The 16860-nt window shown below is 43.4% G+C and carries 16 protein-coding genes and 1 tRNA gene; 10 read left to right on the top strand and 7 right to left on the bottom strand.

Annotation, left to right across the window (positions count from 1 at the left end; all coding sequences use genetic code 11):
• Positions 1-15: 15 nt before the first annotated feature.
• Positions 16-88: transfer RNA gene (locus tag ACU37H_RS05175), tRNA-Lys, on the top strand.
• A 219-nt stretch (positions 89-307) separates the two neighbouring features.
• A complete protein-coding gene (locus ACU37H_RS05170) occupies positions 308-589 on the top strand; it encodes an Arm DNA-binding domain-containing protein (RefSeq protein ID WP_472703296.1) in 282 nt (93 codons plus the stop codon).
• 260 nt (positions 590-849) lie between these two features.
• On the opposite strand, the gene ACU37H_RS05165 is transcribed toward ACU37H_RS05170, so the two are convergent.
• Complete coding sequence (locus ACU37H_RS05165) at positions 850-1233, bottom strand: hypothetical protein (protein ID WP_472703334.1); 384 nt, start codon at positions 1231-1233, stop codon at positions 850-852.
• On the opposite strand from ACU37H_RS05165, the gene ACU37H_RS05160 reads away from it, so the two are divergent.
• Entirely contained in the window at positions 1156-1824 is a 669-nt protein-coding gene (locus tag ACU37H_RS05160; RefSeq protein ID WP_472703331.1) for a site-specific integrase, read from the top strand. The genes ACU37H_RS05165 and ACU37H_RS05160 overlap by 78 nt on opposite strands.
• A gap of 59 nt (positions 1825-1883) precedes the next feature.
• On the opposite strand, the gene ACU37H_RS05155 is transcribed toward ACU37H_RS05160, so the two are convergent.
• From ACU37H_RS05155 to lexA, 5 genes are read right to left on the bottom strand one after another with little or no spacing between them, the layout of a single operon-like run.
• Positions 1884-2363, bottom strand: a complete 480-nt coding sequence (locus ACU37H_RS05155; protein WP_472703295.1) for a Mov34/MPN/PAD-1 family protein — start codon at positions 2361-2363, stop codon at positions 1884-1886.
• A complete protein-coding gene (locus tag ACU37H_RS05150; RefSeq protein ID WP_472703294.1) occupies positions 2360-4162 on the bottom strand; it encodes a ThiF family adenylyltransferase in 1803 nt (600 codons plus the stop codon). Before ACU37H_RS05150 ends, ACU37H_RS05155 begins: the two co-directional genes overlap by 4 nt.
• Before the next feature lie 8 nt (positions 4163-4170).
• Positions 4171-5322: an SMODS domain-containing nucleotidyltransferase gene (locus tag ACU37H_RS05145; protein WP_472703293.1), complete on the bottom strand. Its 1152-nt coding sequence runs from the start codon at positions 5320-5322 to the stop codon at positions 4171-4173.
• Positions 5309-6880, bottom strand: coding sequence for an SAVED domain-containing protein (locus tag ACU37H_RS05140; protein WP_472703292.1), 1572 nt, complete (start codon positions 6878-6880; stop codon positions 5309-5311). The genes ACU37H_RS05145 and ACU37H_RS05140 overlap by 14 nt, the downstream gene beginning before the upstream one ends.
• Positions 6881-6885: 5 nt before the next feature.
• The gene (lexA, locus tag ACU37H_RS05135) at positions 6886-7518 is read right to left on the bottom strand and encodes a transcriptional repressor LexA (RefSeq protein WP_472703291.1); all 633 of its coding nucleotides are present in this window, start codon (positions 7516-7518) and stop codon (positions 6886-6888) included.
• A 282-nt stretch (positions 7519-7800) separates the two neighbouring features.
• Between lexA and ACU37H_RS05130 the strand changes: the two genes are divergently transcribed.
• Genes ACU37H_RS05130 through ACU37H_RS05115 form a run of 4 tightly spaced genes read left to right on the top strand, consistent with a single transcriptional unit; the run spans position 7801 to position 11155 of the window.
• Positions 7801-8208 carry a hypothetical protein gene (locus ACU37H_RS05130; protein WP_472703290.1) on the top strand — a complete coding sequence of 136 codons (408 nt, stop codon included), beginning with the start codon at positions 7801-7803 and terminating at the stop codon, positions 8206-8208.
• Positions 8193-9053, top strand: a complete 861-nt coding sequence (locus ACU37H_RS05125) for an OB-fold nucleic acid binding domain-containing protein (protein WP_472703289.1) — start codon at positions 8193-8195, stop codon at positions 9051-9053. Before ACU37H_RS05130 ends, ACU37H_RS05125 begins: the two co-directional genes overlap by 16 nt.
• A gap of 6 nt (positions 9054-9059) precedes the next feature.
• On the top strand, positions 9060-9656 hold the full coding sequence (locus tag ACU37H_RS05120) for an alpha-ketoglutarate-dependent dioxygenase AlkB family protein (protein ID WP_472703288.1): 597 nt from the start codon (positions 9060-9062) through the stop codon (positions 9654-9656).
• A 59-nt stretch (positions 9657-9715) separates the two neighbouring features.
• Entirely contained in the window at positions 9716-11155 is a 1440-nt protein-coding gene (locus tag ACU37H_RS05115; protein ID WP_472703287.1) for a toll/interleukin-1 receptor domain-containing protein, read from the top strand.
• A gap of 568 nt (positions 11156-11723) precedes the next feature.
• On the opposite strand, the gene ACU37H_RS05110 is transcribed toward ACU37H_RS05115, so the two are convergent.
• Positions 11724-13541 (bottom strand): M60 family metallopeptidase, encoded by a 1818-nt coding sequence (locus ACU37H_RS05110; protein WP_472703286.1) that lies wholly within the window; start codon positions 13539-13541, stop codon positions 11724-11726.
• A 476-nt stretch (positions 13542-14017) separates the two neighbouring features.
• Here ACU37H_RS05110 and ACU37H_RS05105 point away from each other — a divergent pair, with 476 nt between their 5' ends.
• From ACU37H_RS05105 to ACU37H_RS05095, 3 genes are all read left to right on the top strand, one after another.
• Positions 14018-15034, top strand: coding sequence for a hypothetical protein (locus ACU37H_RS05105; RefSeq protein ID WP_472703285.1), 1017 nt, complete (start codon positions 14018-14020; stop codon positions 15032-15034).
• Between the two features lie 343 nt (positions 15035-15377).
• Positions 15378-16211 carry a hypothetical protein gene (locus ACU37H_RS05100; protein WP_472703284.1) on the top strand — a complete coding sequence of 278 codons (834 nt, stop codon included), beginning with the start codon at positions 15378-15380 and terminating at the stop codon, positions 16209-16211.
• Between the two features lie 56 nt (positions 16212-16267).
• On the top strand, positions 16268-16858 hold the full coding sequence (locus ACU37H_RS05095) for a hypothetical protein (protein ID WP_472703283.1): 591 nt from the start codon (positions 16268-16270) through the stop codon (positions 16856-16858).
• Positions 16859-16860: the final 2 nt, after the last annotated feature.

The following is a 16860-nucleotide window of genomic DNA, read 5'->3' as shown; positions in this document are numbered from 1 at the left end:
AACGGGAACACGGTTGATTTCGTAGCTCAGTTGGTAGAGCAATACACTTTTAATGTATGGGCCCTGGGTTCGAGTCCCAGCGGAATCACAAAATGCACTCATTATATGGGTGCATTTTTCGTTTAACCCGCGTCAGCACTGCGTTTTAACAAAAAAAGAAGAGTGAACCCCCATTAATCCCCATTAGAAAAAGGGGGACTAAAAAGGGGACCAAAAAGGGGACCTTTTTGCACCTAAATTTAGGTCCCCTTTTTGGCCGAAGACTGGATTCAGTGGACATTTTTTTAAATCTTAAAAATTGTCACGTATGAAAGTCAATGAAAAGCTTTCAATCCTGTTCTTCCTAAGCGCGAAGCGCGCTCATCCCACAACCGGCATTGCTCCCATCTACATCCGGATTACGATTAATGAAGATCGAAAGGATTTCCCCTCTGGAAAAAAATGCCGTACTGATCAATGGAACTACAAGCAAAAGATTGTTGAAGGAAAGTCTTCAGATGTCCGCAACATAAACAACGCCCTTGCGGAGGCCAAAGCCGACCTTATCAGGCTTTACAGTGTACTGGAGCTACAGAGAGCACCAATGTAACTTCAGAAGCGCTCAAAACTGCGTTTCAAGACGCCAGGAATCCCGGCAGAAAAAAGAAGAAAACGAATAGCAATAATATCGAGACTAACCCTGTCCCCCCAGACAGTACTCCTTTACCAGCATTTGATATTAGAAGCGTCTTTCCGAAGCTATCAGACCGGGCGAAGGAAATAGACCTAGAAGAGCGCAGGATTGAGAAGCTAAAGCATGAAGATGTTATTGCCCATCGGGTACGCCAAAATGAACTGAACCGATCACAGCTAAAAAAGGATATTGAAGCTGCGGCTCTTGAAGCTAAGGCCTATTTTGAAGCGGCTGATACCACAAAGATTCCCCTCCTTGACCTTTCTTTTGATCTCCTGCTTTATTACCTGCGCCGCGCTGTTTCCAAGAAATGCGCTTTTTCCACGTTCAGGAGGCATTGCGCCACGCATGAAAAGATCCAGGCTTTCAATCATTACCAGTATGCTGATGTCAACTTGGCCGCGGCCGATGTGAAGCTGAAGTACGCGAAAGAAATGTACGAATACCTGACCATCGTTGATGTCTGCGACAACAATGCTGCAATGAAGCACATCAAGCTGACAAAGCAGGTGTATGATCGCGCTGTTGATAATGCCTACCAGCTTGTCAATCCAATTCATAGGTTTCAATGCACATACATTGAGCCAGAGCCTGCAGCCCTTGAAATGGCAGATATTTTTAAGCTTGTCAATACAGACTTTGGACCTGCACTAAATGAGAAGCGTGATGCTTTTGTGTTCGCATGTTTCACGGGATATGGTTATGATGAGTTACGACGTTTTACTGAGCAAGATATATATGCCGGCCAGGATGGGAAAAGATGGCTTAGCACGCATCGTACAAAAACCGTGAACACGGGAGGTTTTCAGGAGCGCGTTCCCTTGCTACCGATAGCGGAGCAGATTATTGATCGGTATAGCGATCATCCCTGTCGCACAGTATCTCAGAGACTGCTTCCTATATATACTAATCAGGCCTACAACAAATCTCTAAAAATAATAGCTGGAATTTGCGGGATATCATCGGAGCTTTCCTCTCACGATGCGCGGCACACGTTCGCTACGACGATAACCCTGGAGAATGATGTGCCACTTAACACCGTGAGCAAGATGCTGGGTCACAAGTCAATTCGTACTACTGAAAGATACGCGAAGGTTAAAAAGAGAAACATAAGCAAGAATATGCAAAAAAGTAGAGGGTTTGTTATTTGAAGGCGGAGTCTTGATCCAATAGTTTTCGTGAAAGGAATGACCGTATTTGCGGTCATTCCTTAAATCACCGGAGAGTACACTAACTCGACCAATTTTCCGGCGGGTTTAACGATGTAGGCTGCAATGCTGAACTTTCCCACCGATCCACCTATAATTATTAAAATTGGCTCTGGGCAGTTATACTTTTTGGACCGGGCGATCTCATTCATTTGTTGGATATCTTGTCTACTTGGATCGGGGGTTGAGTTTGGATGAAAATGCCATTCTCCTACGTAGTATTGCGATTTTTCCCAATACCTTTTAATAAGGCTATTTAGCCCTTTTGTTCCCCTGTTAAACCATGTTCGGCCACTTTGGGAATCTGTAGGAGGGCCTGATATTTTCGTAATTATCGCGGTAGTTAGATCAGGGGTATAGTTGCCTATTAGAATTCCGCCAGTTTCATAAGATCCGGATTCGCCGACTATGGCGATAATTTGCTCAAAATTTGACTGAGTTAATTCAATAGAAAATTTCTTATTAGAAGACGTGAATATCATCTATCGGCAATTATTTTTAGTCCCTCAAATACCCCATCCTTATCAACTTCTCTTTCTATAACAAGAAATTCTGAATCGACTCCATTACATACGAAGTTCTCAATTCGGCTTAAGCTTGCGGACACAAGCAAAGAGATATTGTCTTGCCTTGCTGGAAAAACTGGATGCCAACAACCAATTCCTTCCCTTGGAAATTCGGGATTGGGGTTTTCAGACTGTTCTTTTTGCAGCCAAGGTGTGATCAAATGCCTAAACTCTTTTTCGAATTCACTATTACCGGTTTGCCTCATGAAAAGGAATAATCTTTTGGCCGCAAATCCTGTCGAAATCGAGATAAAACGTTTATTGACATCGTTCAGAATAATATCAGCGAAGCATAGCGTTGAGTCGTCGCCAGTAGCGTCAATAAAAACATCTACGTCTTTTAGAAACGAGTTTAGATTCTTTGGTGACAAACTATAACCAAAATTAGCACGGAGGCTAGCTACTCTTGCGCTTGGCATTATAATATTGAATCTATCAGCTAATTTTTCGGCTTTGGCTGAGTAAATATTCTCCATTGTAAGGTTATGCCTTGATAAATTACCTACGGAAAAGAGTTCCTGGTCTATAAGGATTAGGTTATCGCAGCCCATTCGTACTAATAGCTCCGATAAGTGAGAGCCGACTGCTCCTACTCCAATAATGGCAAACTTTAAATCTGTAAATTTTAAAGGAAGTCTTCCTCGCGTTGATATCTCTTCTTTATGCCAATTTTCGCAGTTTGTCCACTTTATCTTCCTGTCTTTAGGAAACAAGAGCTTAAACTGGTACGAATACAGTTCCTTAGATCCTCTTCGAAAGCCCCCATTTTTGACAAGAGGGGTTTGGGGAAGATTTATTGCCAGCCAATAAATTCTCTTGGCTGCAGCGCCGGCTAATTCTGGTACAGGGAAACCTATTAACAATAGTTCGGGTGATTTGCTTTTTGCCCTTATCACATTTTCGAGAAGCGTTTGTTCGAGATCTACACCTTGATCTTTAGCAACATCGAATAGTTGTTGCCAGGTGGTTGGGATGTCCCACGGCTCAACTATTGGAAGCTTCTCAAACATAACCCATGTCCCATAAACTTCCCTCTCTGATTTTGAACTTGTAATAAGATTACCCCATTCATAAGTGATTGTTGTGCTTTTTGCTTTAAAAGAGATAATTGGCATTATTGCAACTGACGAAAAAATTTCTTTTAAAACCACAGAGCCAGACCTATCTGATATTTTTCTCCAACGTTCAAAAGTGTGTTCATTTTCATTAAAAGATATAAGATTGTCATTCCCAGAAGGTACTGGAGGCATTTCAAAAGGATCACCCAAGCGGATCAAAGTTTGGGTTGCTGCTGCGGCCACCCAATCAAGGGATCTTTTAAAGTGCCAGTGCAGCCTCTCCTTTGCTGTGAAAGGTTCTTTGTTAAAATACTTTTCTCCCCAAATGCCAACACTGGTTGTTACGCATATTTTTCCTGTTCGCCACGGTCTATTTTCTATCTGTGCGTTGTGACTCTGATGCGGGAATGTGACGCAGATCCCGTTGTCTTCGGATGGATAAATATCTAGTTCGCCGTAAGGGTATGATGGCGAAATAAGGCAATACCAATCCGTTACCAACGGAACAAATTCAGTCGGTGTGTATTTACCTTTCAGCCGAATTTTCAAGAACCATTTACCGGTCGACGAATCCCAGTGAAAGTCGTCAAGTACTTCTAGCTCCGGTAGTGATAACAGCTCTCTTCTAGCTACCTTCAATTCATTACTAATTTCCATAGCTCAGTTTACGCAAATCTTCCTCCGCTGACCGTTGAAGGTTCGGTTCTCTTTGTAAATCCGCCACCAACGCTGTTTTTAGTCTCATCATCTTCAGGGGCATCTGGAAATTTATCGCCGAATAGCTGTTGCCACTTCTCCACTTGTACCTTAATTGATGTCGCGCTAAGCGCATCCCGGGCTATTTGGGCGTATGTTTTAGCATGGTCATAAAACGATGCAAAGTCACTTGGCGTTATTCTTTTCCAAACATTGTGACTTGGGACGCCCCGATCTGGAAGTACTGGAACTTGTCTCGTTGTTCTATAGTATTCATACTTAGATACAATATTTTCTAATGCGGTGCAAACTCCTTCGGCAACGCTTGTAATCCCATCGGGGCAGCAATCTCCAATCATATGTTCTATGGGATATCCCTTAGGATATTTCAAATCAGCAAGTCTCAATGTTCGCCACCATTTCAGAGCCTTAACGACATTCACATAATGCTTGTTAGTGTTTTTGTTCTTGTCACGCGTCCATCGAATCTGCTCCAGCGGATGGGTTTCTTCCCAAACGTTGGCTTCTCTGTCGGGTATATGTAGCGGACTTAATTTCCATTCTGGTTCTTTTCGTTGAGCATCGCTGAGGTTTTGTGTAAAATAACCTTTGGATAAATCTGGCTCACCCCAACCTTTTATCAATCGCCAGTCATTATTCCCCGCAGTAAGGTCTTCCAGCATCAGATCAGTTGTTACGCTTCTTGATTTGAGTAATTCTTTATCAACCTCTGACGGAGCTGAGGTAATTACAATATCGAGGTCGACGTAGGAAAGCTCAATGCCAATTGACCGGCCCTGTAGTTTATACTTGCCTTTGTAATGTTTTTCTACAAAGGGCAGAAATTTGTCAATTGCTTCTTGCGGCGTTACTTTACTTCTATCAAGGCTAGTCACGACTATTACATCTACGTCCGCCCTCTTACTTCCAAGTGGTCGTATTGCAGTTGACCGCCGGTAGCTGCCCTGCAAAAAGGTCGTCACTATAATAGATTTAAGTGATTCGTCAGAATTTAGCCGGTCTCGCAAAGTTGTGTGGCCTCTCTTTAAGTCGTCTTTTTGTGATGGTGTTAGTCTTATCTCGGAAAGGAAATCATTAAAATAGGAGTCAATTGTTTTCATTAGAATCGAGTTTAAATGGTAATTGAAAAGTTTGATGATACTTTACATCGCGGCTAAAATCAAAATCATGCTCATATAGTTTGATCTTTCCGAGAGCTCTAATATGCTGTCCAATGGCAAATACAAAGGCATTCGGAGCAGCTATAAAAAAGTGCAAGCAAGCTTTACGCTCTTCTGAACTGCGCCTTTTCTTAATTTCTTCAACAAGCTGGGTTACTAAGGCGAGGATATGATCGCCATTCTGTATCGAGATTGGCGATGGGTTTGGGGTGACTTTTGCAAAAATAAGCTTGGATATTAAGCCGGGACTGTCGACAACAAAGTCACGGACGTCATCAGAAAGATCATGAGTAATGCTTATTGCTATCGCAACATCATTCCCAGAAGACGCGGGTACGGCTTGTTCTTCAAATGTCCAATTCGGTTGAGTTATGTATTGTTTAAAAGTTTCCGATCCATGATTATACGAAAACGGAATGCGTGTGCCTGTTTTTATTTTCTGGATTATCTGAGTTTCGATACCGCACTTGGAATCCAATAAATATCCTAAAGCGAATGCGATTGAGTGGTGAGTGTCCAAATGAATAGACAATGGCTTTCCCGTCGCAGAAACTTTTTCTGAAAAATCAGACAACATGGGCATAATAGTAGATTGCCACAAACTCTCATCAAGGGCAAATCTCCCCGAAAAGCAGTGTAACAGGCAAAGATATTGTTCGGTTTCAAATGCAATGCTATCCGTTCCCCTTTTGAAGCTTCTAACGCCAACAGTTAACTTTTCGTCTGCTACTTTGGAGGTTTCGATAAGAAGTTGTTCCTGTCGAAGAATTTCAAGCAATTCATCTTTGGTAAACACTTTCTTGTTCTCCGCATGCAGTTTTTGGATTAGATCTGTGAAAACCGATGCACGTCGGGTATCTGATATCGGTCGTATACCTGCGCTTTGCAAGCGGAAGCTTAGATCTTCTGTTAGCTTCTCAGATCCACCTGAGTTGTAAATAATTCTCAGCGACTTTAGCACAATCATTAGGTCTTCTTCAGAGATGTTAAGATGCTTACTCCACTTCTGCCGAATGATGGCCATGTCAGATCTCTTCTTGCCATCAAACAATCTTTTTAAATGAACCGCCCCATTATTGTCTAACAGATCTTTTATCGCGTCTTTATAATCTAAGCCCCAAGTATTTATTATGTGGAACCGAGTGCTCTCATAGGCCGTAGGGTCAAGCAAAAAATTCTTATATAATCTTTGAAGTATTGACTCGGTTTTGTTACCAATAAATTTAGGGTCCATCAGTGCGTCACAAGTAAAGGATCGACTATGATCTACATGAAACTTGACTTGGTATTTGTCACTATGGACAGGATCACCGGTTCCGCGATCAATTCTGGCAGGGTCGTAAAAAATAGCCACGTCGTCAAATCCTGGCACATCGCTCACTTCCCAGGCTACCTTTACGGCCGTACTATCGATTCTATATAAATTGCAAGCCTTGTACCAAAAGTATGTTGCTTGGTAATCGTCGCCTTTTTGTCTAGCTACTACTGCGTCAGCCATTGCACTTAAAATTTATAATTAATACTAGGAATAACATTTACGACCACACCCTGGACTTGAAAATCGCTTTCTAAAATAATTGGCTGGTATTTGGGGTTGGACGATCTCGGTATGAGCGCAACAAACCCAGCCTTTTGTTGAAATTCTTTAACTGTGGCTTCATCATCTATTAATGCGACAACTTTATCTCCATTTTCGGCTGTGGACTGTTGCTTAATTAATAACAGATCTCCCGACTCAATGCCCACCAAATTCATAGAGTCACCCGAGGCTTTTAAGAGAAAATACTTTGAACCACTTTTTATCAAAGCAGTCGAAACAGGTATCAACGCATCTACGTTTTCGCTTGCAAGAAGCGGGGTTCCACATGTCACTGCTCCAACTAACGGGATTTCGACTGTCCTAGCCGTAGCTTCCGAGTCTAAGTCCCTAACCATTATGAAACCTCCATCTGCTTTGCGCTTCAAAAAGCCTGCAATCTCTAATTCCTCCATGAGCAACATCGCCGAACGGGGTGATTTGTAATCCATCTCGGCCATCAATTCCCTCACTGATGGCACTTTGCTGTACTTCATCAACCAGTTTCTGATATGTTTAATAGCTTCTCTTGCTTTCTTACTTAATATCTCTTCGGTCATAATACTATCTGTATAATCGTGTATAAAATTACTGAAAAAGTATCATTTGTGAGACTATTTTAGTGGTTTACATTCTTTACTAGGTTGTCTAATAGCAAAGTAAATATGGTCCTACGCAATCTATTTGCGTAGTTGCTTTTTATTAAAGAATAATTTTCTTAAACCCCACCAGTGCCCCTGGTTGGGGGTTTTCGCCCTTAACTGACGTGAATTTAGCCGAAACAAAATCGGCATGGGATCACGTCATTATTATCAAAGGTACCCCTATTCCAGGAGCAGGCGATGAAGATTGCGATTGTTGCTGCCGGCTTTACGCCGGCTGAAGCCGATGAGCTGGGCCGCAGTATGGCTACTTTTAAAGCCAAAGGCCTGGTTAGCCAGTTTCATAAAAAGCTGGTCGATGGCATGCTCGCACGTGGTTATAAGCAGGAATTTGCCGAACGGGTTTTTAAGCAGCTGGAGGGATTCGGAAGCTACGGTTTCCCGGAGAGCCACGCCGCCAGCTTCGCATTGCTGGTATATGTCTCCTGTTGGCTGAAGCATTATTACCCTGATGTATTTACAACTGCTATCCTGAACAGCCAGCCGATGGGTTTTTATGCGCCTGCACAATTGGTTTCCGATGCCCGTAAGCATGGAGTGGAGGTAAGACCGGCGGATATCAATTTATCCCAATGGACAATACCATAGAAGAAATGACCGGTAAGTACTGTGCCATTCGCCTGGGATTCCGGCAAATAAGCGGCTTGAGGGAAGACGACATGAATGTATTGCTGGAGAATCGTTCGGTAGGTTACATAAGCTTACATCATTTGCACGATGCTGGCGTATCGCAGGCCACATTGGAACGGCTGGCTGATGCCGATGCGTTCCGGTCCATCGGCCTGGATCGGCGGCAGGCACTTTGGGAAGTATCAGCATTGGCGGATAAGCCCCATGGCATGTTTAAAGGTCAGCCCTCAGAAAGTGCTTCGGAAACGCCGGTACAGCTGCCCCTAATGAGCCAGGCTGAGCATGTACTACAGGACTACAACAGTACTTCACTTTCGCTGAAGGCGCACCCGGTAAGCTTCGTTCGCGATCACCTATTTAGAAACAACATATTTTCTACGGCTGCACTGGCGGATCAGGCTGACGGTACATTTTTATGTGTGGCAGGCATAGTGTTAGTAAGGCAGCGCCCAGGGACAGCCAGTGGGATTTGCTTTATTACCGTGGAAGATGAGACAGGAACCGCAAACCTGGTGGTGTTTGCCAAAGTTTTTGAGGAGTACCGCAAAGAAATTTTACAGTCCAAACTATTAATGGTTTCCGGGCATTTGCAGAAGGAAGGTCAGGTGATCCACGTTGTAGTAAAAACTTGCTACAATATGTCTTGGTTATTGAATGAAATGACCCATAATCGAGAAGAGGCAGCTGTGCAACCCCGGTCACGGGCTGACGAAAAGGATGGTGCTCTCTTCCCGGCCGATGGTAACCGGAAGCTGGCAAAACCAGTACAGGGTGAATTGTTCCCTGCAAGAAATTTTAAATAAAAAGAAATGGAATTGAAACTATTTGATGATACAGCGCAATTGCTCCTACCGCAAGACCTGCTGACTTATACGCCTGGTTTTATCAGCCCTGAAGAGGGCAACCAGTTGCTGAATCTGCTGTTGCCCACAGTGCCCTGGCAGCAGCACCGGGAAATTATGTATGATAAGGAAGTAATTACCCCAAGACTATCTGCCTGGTATGGCGACGCTCGAAAACGGGATGAGGGAAAGCGGCAGGCGCTTCCCTGGCTTCCGGAGCTCTACGACCTGAAACAACGCATAGAACGCCATACCGGTGTCAGTTTTCAGGGCGTATTACTTAATTACTACCGCGACGGCAACAACTCTGTAGCCTGGCATGCAGATAAGGATACTATACCCGGTCTGAAGACGGATATTGCTTCACTGAGCATAGGACAGGAACGAAACTTTGATTTTCGCAGCAAGGATGATCACCGTAAGAAGTATTCAATTAAGCTGGGGCATGGTTCGCTGCTACTGATGAAGGCGGACTTGCAGCGAGCATGGGAGCATCGTATTGCTAAATCGGCCATCCCCATGAAGGCAAGGATCAATATGACTTTTAGGAGGATTATGAATTGATCGCTTTTATTTTTAAAAAAATCCGAAATTGAGAAGCTTCTGTAAAAATTTTATAATCAATGAATCAAAAAAGAGGATTTATATCATATAGCTGGAGCGGGGCAGATCACGAAGACTGGGTAACAAATCTTGTAAACCGACTTGTACAGGATGGCGTCGATATGAAATACGACAAGTGGGATTTAAAAGAGGGGCATGATAAGTATGCTTTTATGGAGTCAATGGTTACTTCTCCCGAGGTAGATAAGGTGCTTATCATACTTGATAAAAAATATTGCTCTAAAGCTGACGGAAGGAAAGGCGGAGTAGGAACGGAAACATTAATTATAACTCCACAGCTCTATGAAAATGTACAACAGGAGAAGTTTATACCTATAGTAGCAGAGCTTGACGAAAGTGGACAACCTTTTCTTCCTGCGTATTTAAGTAGCAGGATATACATAGATCTATCAAACGCAGAACATTTTGAAGCTAACTACGAAAAGCTTTTAAGAGTAATATACGACAGACCAAGTTTAGTGAAACCAAAGCTTGGCACTCCCCCGAAATATCTATTTGAGGATACACCTTTCCAGTATAAAACAACCACACTTGTCAGGGCTTTCGATAATCAAATTGAAAAAAATCCCAATAGGGCTAGCGCTTATTTACGAGACTTTTTGGACGAATATTACAACAACTTACATGACTTTCGGCTTGATACCACAGATAGGTCCACCATGGGGCAAAATGCTTTAGATAAATTAACGCAATATGCGCCACTACGAAATGACTATATTCAATTTTTGGACAAACTATTAAGAAGTGATGCCCGTTTTGATTTTGACATAGTTCTTCGCTTTTTTGAAAGATTGCCTCTATTATTCGGTCCATCCAAGTCGGAAACGGTGTCGGAAATGCAAGAACACTGGCGTTACAAGCATTTCCGTCTGACAACCCATGAGCTATTTCTATATACTGTTTCAGTAGCACTTAAGAATTATCGTTACGATTTCTTGGAAGCCTTGCTATATGGTAAGTACATTGTCAGAGAGCGTTACTATAGCTATGACAATGAACCCAAATCCTTTGATGCATTGAGTTTTTATTATGAAGATATAGACGGATTCTACAAAGAAAAGAAGGGGAAGAATTTTTATAGCGTACATGCAGACCTGATGGCTACTAGGGGTCCAGACTTCTATGATATACAGCTCTTTTTGGAAGCAGATCTTCTTTGCTATTACATCGCGGAGCTCCACAATTTACGATGGTTTCCACTGACCTATGTTTATCTCAACGACTATAAATACTCCTTTGAACTTTTCAACAAATTAGTATCGTTAAAGCATTTTGAGAAAGTGAAGGGTGTGTTAGGCTTTGATAACGTCAATGACTTTAAGACCAAAGCAGCCAGCACTATTAAAGCAGATGGTCACGGCTACAACGGTGGCTTCAATAGTAGGATACCTGGTTTAGAACGATTTGTCAAATTTGAACGGATCGGTATGGACAAATAGGATATGCTGGCACTTTAACAATTCTTAAATTTAGACAGCCTATTTTGCCTATTTTACGTTTGATCAGTTGGCTAGGTTTGTATCACCTTCGGGACGATAAACCAAACTACGCAAATCGATGGCACCCGAGGGTAGGGCTGTACCTTTTAAGGGCAGCCTTGTTTTGTGCACTGGCAATTTTGAATAGACGCAGATTATTTTTTACCTTTATAGTGATAAAAGTTCATTGAATCCCAGTTAAGCAGCCTTAATAAAAGGGGGACTAAAAAGGGGACTGTTCAATTTTTGAAAAACGCAAATCGTTGATTTGTAAAATATAATGAAAGAGATTTCGAGTCCCAGCGGAATCACAGAAGAAAAAGCCTCCTGATTATTAGGAGGCTTTTTTATTTAGTCGATGGGAAGCGCATTTCGGAGCAGGGTTGAAATCTGGGATCAAGGGATCCGGTCAAATATGTTGCCCAGTCTTAAAAAACAGCAGCCATCATATCAATGATAGCTGCTGTTAAAAAATATAACTGTGATGATTGCAGGAATCCCCTTATTATAAAATTCGTTGCGCGGTAGATTACTGTTTAATAAACCTGAACTTTTGGTTATTGCTGTTATGCGGCGTGTATAAGGCTAATACTGTTCCGTTTGTTGCGGATCCGCCCCAGGCATCCACGTTTTTGCGAGGTGCATGGGCTGGTGAAAGCTGGTAGTTGCCGGCACCGGTATAGTTGATTAACCATTTCTGCGCAGCAGTGTTATTGAATGTATAAACTTCTAAAGGGGATCCGTTGGAAGTGCCTGCTGACTGTACATGAAGTACTTTAGTTGTGTCTGTTCTGGATTTAAGCAGGAAGTAACCGTCATTACTTTTGCGTAACAACCATTGCTGATTTAATGAAGACGGAGTGTTATTGGACCATAAAGTGACGGCTGTTCCGTTTACAGGATAATGGCTGTTGACATCCATAACGCTACTATTATTAATGGCGGTCTGAATTTTGTAAATGCTGCCTTCCTGCAAGGCGGCTGAAACGTTGTCGTCAGTGAGAGTGCTCGGCTCCACCGTTGGTTGAGGTAAGTTCAGATTGGCGATCTCTGTGTAAACAGAAGCATTCACTTTAAAGCCCCACTTTTGAAAGAAGGTAGTCAGATTCCTGCCCGAGATCGTGCAGGCTTTCAGCATAAAGTAACGCATCTTTTCTTCGTCGTTCGCCGGATTTGGTTTTTCAACCCTTGTTTGTTTATGAAGATTTATGTAGAATGGATCGCCGAAAGCCAGCCATAGTTGGTGAAACATGAATAAGCGTGTCCATACGCTTACGGAAGATGCATTAAAATCTTTATTGGGGTCAGTATTGGCGATAAAGTTCAATGCGGTTGTTGTGGTATTGCCTTTGAGTTTGTCAGCATTGACACCTAGTGCCCTTTCGGCTGCCAGGGAATAAATATTTACTGTCACTTCCCCTAATCCATTCCATTTCCATGCCTGTTGTTGCCTCATGTGTCCCAGTTCGTGCCAGGCACCCCAGCCGCCGGTAGTAACCGTTGTTGGAGTAAGTGCCTCATCAATCAATCCGGGTGCAAACCATGTACGATACCAGCTTGCTACGCCCCAGGCGCTACGCTGATTAGTTTGGGTCATTAGGATTTTATGTACAGGCTTCATATGTTCGGGAGCTGAATTATCAAATCCAGATATATAGTCTTCACCCAAAGCAACTGCCTTGTCGATCGTTTGCAGCAGGTAATTAACGTCTCCGGTAGTGTTGACGGCGCGCGACCGGCTGTATTGAATATATACATGGTCGTTAATTAGAAGTACATCGGGCGCATTGGCGTAGGTCGTCAGTTGTGCCTGCCAGTCTGAAGTTTGGTCCTTGATATACACTGGGACACGTATCGCTCCTGAATTGAACGTGATTCTTACTTTAGAAGCCGGAGTGCCGGAAGTAGTAAATCGTATCCATAACATTCCACCCAGAGCATCTTGGGTAATGTTGTTCACGCCTGAATTTAATTGAACAGAACGGGGATCCCATCGAAGTGTATCTCTGGAATAGGAGCCAATGAGTAGTTTAGGCAGGGCTGTGCCACTGAGTTGTTCTACGGTAATGCTCATGCTGGTATTAGGAAGCAGGTAGTAACCGGTAGGTTCAAAATCAGACCATGGGTTTCCTACTCTCATGCGGTCTACTGACTCTTTTTGTCCGGTAGGTATCTCGTCAAATTCCTGCACGCTGGCGCCTATGCTATTAAGGGCCTGAAGTGAAAGGTTGACATCTGAGCTTTGCAAAAGTGATGGCTCAGGCACGATGTCCTGAAAGGACCGCTGACATGCGCTTGTGAAGAGGATAACAACTGGCAGCGCAAAAAGTGATCTTGTTCTTTTCATAAACTATTGGGTTTTAAAGGTAAAAAATGAAAGAGCTGCAAAACAATCTGGACTTGGTTTATACTTGTAAGTTACAGTCGGGAAGCTGCATTTGAATGTGCAACCGGTTGCGCTATTTTAATGTTACCACCAACACCTGGCAGGGGCGGATTCAAATGCCGCGGAAGAGCTTCCGGTTAAGAATTGATTTTAATGCTTCCATTTACCATGCTTTTTTGACTACTGCGTCTTACTTAAAACCCATTGTCTTTAAATACACTTATGGGGCTTCTGCCTGTGGATGTTATTATTTTTCTTTCGATAGATTGAGCAACGCAAGAAAGATGTAATCAAAGCTTGCTGTCGGACCAAACAGATTGCTGCACCTCTCAAACAGTTTGTTAACTTGTGCATCGTAATGAAGAAACGAAAGATCGATGCGAAGTAAAGAAACTCATTTTTTAAAGCGAAGCATATGCAATAAATATCTTCCTGTCATGATCTTTTTACTGGCACTGCTGGTGTCAACAGGCAGTAACAGCTATGCTCAAGGAAAAGATATCGAAGGCGTTTATTTAAGTTCCAGCCGCTCGCCGGAGGGCGCTCCGCAGTTGTATATTTTTGAAAACGGAACTTTCTTCATTCCGCATTTTGGTGGCATTGTATCAGGAAGCTGGCACATAGAAAATGGTTCGCAGGTGAAGTTCGAGCCCTACTATGTAAAAGAGCGCTTTGTGGTGTATGGAAGAAAAGATCCGCGGCTGAAGGGATCTGTACGCATTTATTTTAGCGGAAGTGAGGAAGCGCCTACTTACATCGGATGGATCCATGCGCAACAGCCACGGCCTGTGTTGCGAAGGGTTTTCAACGCTGGCGCCAATTGCTTCAGCTGGCCATTTGTACATCAGTTTCCCGATACCGGCATAGACACGATGGTGTTGCGTACTTACCGGAACCTGGACTATGCAGACAGCACGCCGCATACTTTTTTGTTTGCGAACACAGCAGGATATAATGATTTTATAGTGGAGCAATATGTGCCTAAACATGATCTTCAGCCTTTTTACGGTGCGATACGAAAAGGCAAATTGATCTTTAGCGAGACGGAAGAGCATTCGCCCTGGCAACCCCGGCAACCGTTGACGGATATAAACGAAGAGGAGAAACAATTCCTCGAAGAACTAACGAAGATGAACAGCAGGGGCCTGCCAGATACGGTACTGTACAATGCGTCTTACAACAACTTCACGGAGCAGCATTCAGACAATGCGTTAATGGGCCATTTCATTAACAGCCTCAACTATCGCTATGATGCCGCCCGCAATGCGCTGGTTAGCCAACACTACGATGAAACTCTACTGGAAACAGAGAACGGCGACGCCTTCCAGGACCGGCGGATCATTTATTTTTTCAAACGGATGAATAACGGACTTTCAAGCGGCAGCAGATTTGATGAGAACGAAAAATCTATATTTTATTATTCCTGCGAGGGAAAGGAGGAGACGTCTGAATGAAGTGATCCTCTCAATATTGCCAAACCCGTTGCCAGAACGGGATTGTAACCCGATAAACCAATAGGATCCATTGAAAGGGAAGCATTATTACTTACCAAATTTCAGATCGACAGTTATCGAAATAATATCAATATTGAACGTTACTTTTTATGAAAATCTCCCATGCTATAAAGAAACAGATCAGTGAGCGCGATCGCCGGCAAGATATTGGTACAAGCATGATGGAACGATCACATTAAAAGACAGGTTGCCTTCTCAAAAAAATTGTATTTTTCCCCGACAAGATCATAAGTGAAAACTTCCGGAAGTATACTTGTGATTTTAATAAAACAATAAATAATTAATGCGTGTTGCATCTACACTGACCTTCATTTTTGCTTTGCTTTTCATGAGCTGCAAGGGGCAAGACCAGCCCCGGCCAGCCGCTTCCGGCGACGATCAAGCCGACGTAGCTGCGGCGCCCGGGCAGGATCCTGTTGCCAATGTCTCACAAAGGCCGGTAAAAGAGAACACCGATGATTTTATTCCCAGTGGATGGAGGGTTATCGCACAGGCTAACGGCGATCTCAACCAGGATGGTATCAGCGACGCCGCAATGGTCATCGAAGATACCGGTCCGGAACATTTCAAACCGGCCAAAGGGCTGGGCGCCGACACGCTCAACCTCAATCCCCGAACGTTGATGGTGCTTTTCAAAGAGAAAAAGGGAGGGTATAGCCTTGTCGCTAAAAATGACAAAGGCTTTGTGCCCAGCGAGAACGACGAAGAAAGCACCTGCCTGGCCGATCCCTTATTACAGGACGGTGAAATCAGGATCGTGAAAGGCTTGCTGGTAATTCGTCTTCAATACTGGCTCAGCTGCGGATCCTGGTTTGTGAACAACGCCACCTGGAAATTCCGGTACCAACAAGACGCCATAAAACTGATCGGCTTTGAACATTCAGAGTTTCACCGTGCCTCCGGCGAAGCGAGCAGTACCAGCATCAATTACTCCACCAAAAAACGAAGCGAGACAACCGGTTCTAATCTCTTTGACGATGAAAAGGATCGACCTAAAACCACCTGGAGCTCTGTCAGTATCAAAGACCTGTATCGCCTCGAAGATTGTAGTGAGGATACCTATTTCAACATACTGAACATAGGTTCAAGTAGCAGCGAAGGGCACAATAAACATTGATAGGCTATCCGGTTGAACAAGAAAAAGTCCTTAATTTGTTGTAGCGAATCGAAATAATGACTAAGAAAATCATCTATCTCATCCTTTTCACTCTGTTGTTGGGTATACTCGTTATATACACCGACCTTTTCGTTCCACGACAAAAGAATGTCGAAGGCTCGCGGCAATTGGCTTCAGCGATCATAAAAATTGCGGCAGATAAGGTGCCGGTTACAGATACGTTGTTCTTGTCAAAAAGCAGCATCCTGCTGGGATGTGGCAACGATCCGACCTATGATGGGAAAACCACTTTGTCTGAAAAGATCCACGAAATACAATTCAAACGCGAGAACCCTTACATCATCGAAGCAACTAATTATGATGACCTGTACCGGTTCAATGATAAAACGGTGGTCATAGGGACGCTCAATGGCAATGAGTTTACATCGAAGACCGTTGCCTTTGATATTAGCGCCACTGCTATCCCGGGAGTGCTGTACGAAATCACCTATGATCTTGTAACAAAAGATACCGTAGACCTTACACTCTACCACATCGGTAGCAACAGTGAAAAAAACGTCTCTTTCACAATGGTGAAACACCAGGCGCAATGGATAGAAAAAGAACAAAAGTATGAAACCACGCCCCCGGCAATTACCAACCACTAATC

The sequence above is a fragment of the Niabella sp. ZPM-14 genome, assembly GCF_055693045.2.
The sequence above is the reverse complement of the archived record's forward strand: the minus strand, read 5'-3'. Positions and strand labels throughout refer to the sequence as shown.

Excerpts from the sequence above, each read along its gene's own strand:
- ACU37H_RS05170 (WP_472703296.1), top strand. The coding sequence starts at position 308 with ATGAAAGTCAATGAAAAGCTTTCAATCCTGTTCTTCCTAAGCGCGAAG.
- ACU37H_RS05160 (WP_472703331.1), top strand. The coding sequence starts at position 1,156 with ATGAAGCACATCAAGCTGACAAAGCAGGTGTATGATCGCGCTGTTGAT.
- ACU37H_RS05165 (WP_472703334.1), bottom strand. The coding sequence starts at position 1,233 with ATGAATTGGATTGACAAGCTGGTAGGCATTATCAACAGCGCGATCATA.
- ACU37H_RS05155 (WP_472703295.1), bottom strand. The coding sequence starts at position 2,363 with ATGATATTCACGTCTTCTAATAAGAAATTTTCTATTGAATTAACTCAG.
- ACU37H_RS05150 (WP_472703294.1), bottom strand. The coding sequence starts at position 4,162 with ATGGAAATTAGTAATGAATTGAAGGTAGCTAGAAGAGAGCTGTTATCA.
- ACU37H_RS05145 (WP_472703293.1), bottom strand. The coding sequence starts at position 5,322 with ATGAAAACAATTGACTCCTATTTTAATGATTTCCTTTCCGAGATAAGA.
- ACU37H_RS05140 (WP_472703292.1), bottom strand. The coding sequence starts at position 6,880 with ATGGCTGACGCAGTAGTAGCTAGACAAAAAGGCGACGATTACCAAGCA.
- lexA (WP_472703291.1), bottom strand. The coding sequence starts at position 7,518 with ATGACCGAAGAGATATTAAGTAAGAAAGCAAGAGAAGCTATTAAACAT.
- ACU37H_RS05130 (WP_472703290.1), top strand. The coding sequence starts at position 7,801 with ATGAAGATTGCGATTGTTGCTGCCGGCTTTACGCCGGCTGAAGCCGAT.
- ACU37H_RS05125 (WP_472703289.1), top strand. The coding sequence starts at position 8,193 with ATGGACAATACCATAGAAGAAATGACCGGTAAGTACTGTGCCATTCGC.
- ACU37H_RS05120 (WP_472703288.1), top strand. The coding sequence starts at position 9,060 with ATGGAATTGAAACTATTTGATGATACAGCGCAATTGCTCCTACCGCAA.
- ACU37H_RS05115 (WP_472703287.1), top strand. The coding sequence starts at position 9,716 with ATGAATCAAAAAAGAGGATTTATATCATATAGCTGGAGCGGGGCAGAT.
- ACU37H_RS05110 (WP_472703286.1), bottom strand. The coding sequence starts at position 13,541 with ATGAAAAGAACAAGATCACTTTTTGCGCTGCCAGTTGTTATCCTCTTC.
- ACU37H_RS05105 (WP_472703285.1), top strand. The coding sequence starts at position 14,018 with ATGATCTTTTTACTGGCACTGCTGGTGTCAACAGGCAGTAACAGCTAT.
- ACU37H_RS05100 (WP_472703284.1), top strand. The coding sequence starts at position 15,378 with ATGCGTGTTGCATCTACACTGACCTTCATTTTTGCTTTGCTTTTCATG.
- ACU37H_RS05095 (WP_472703283.1), top strand. The coding sequence starts at position 16,268 with ATGACTAAGAAAATCATCTATCTCATCCTTTTCACTCTGTTGTTGGGT.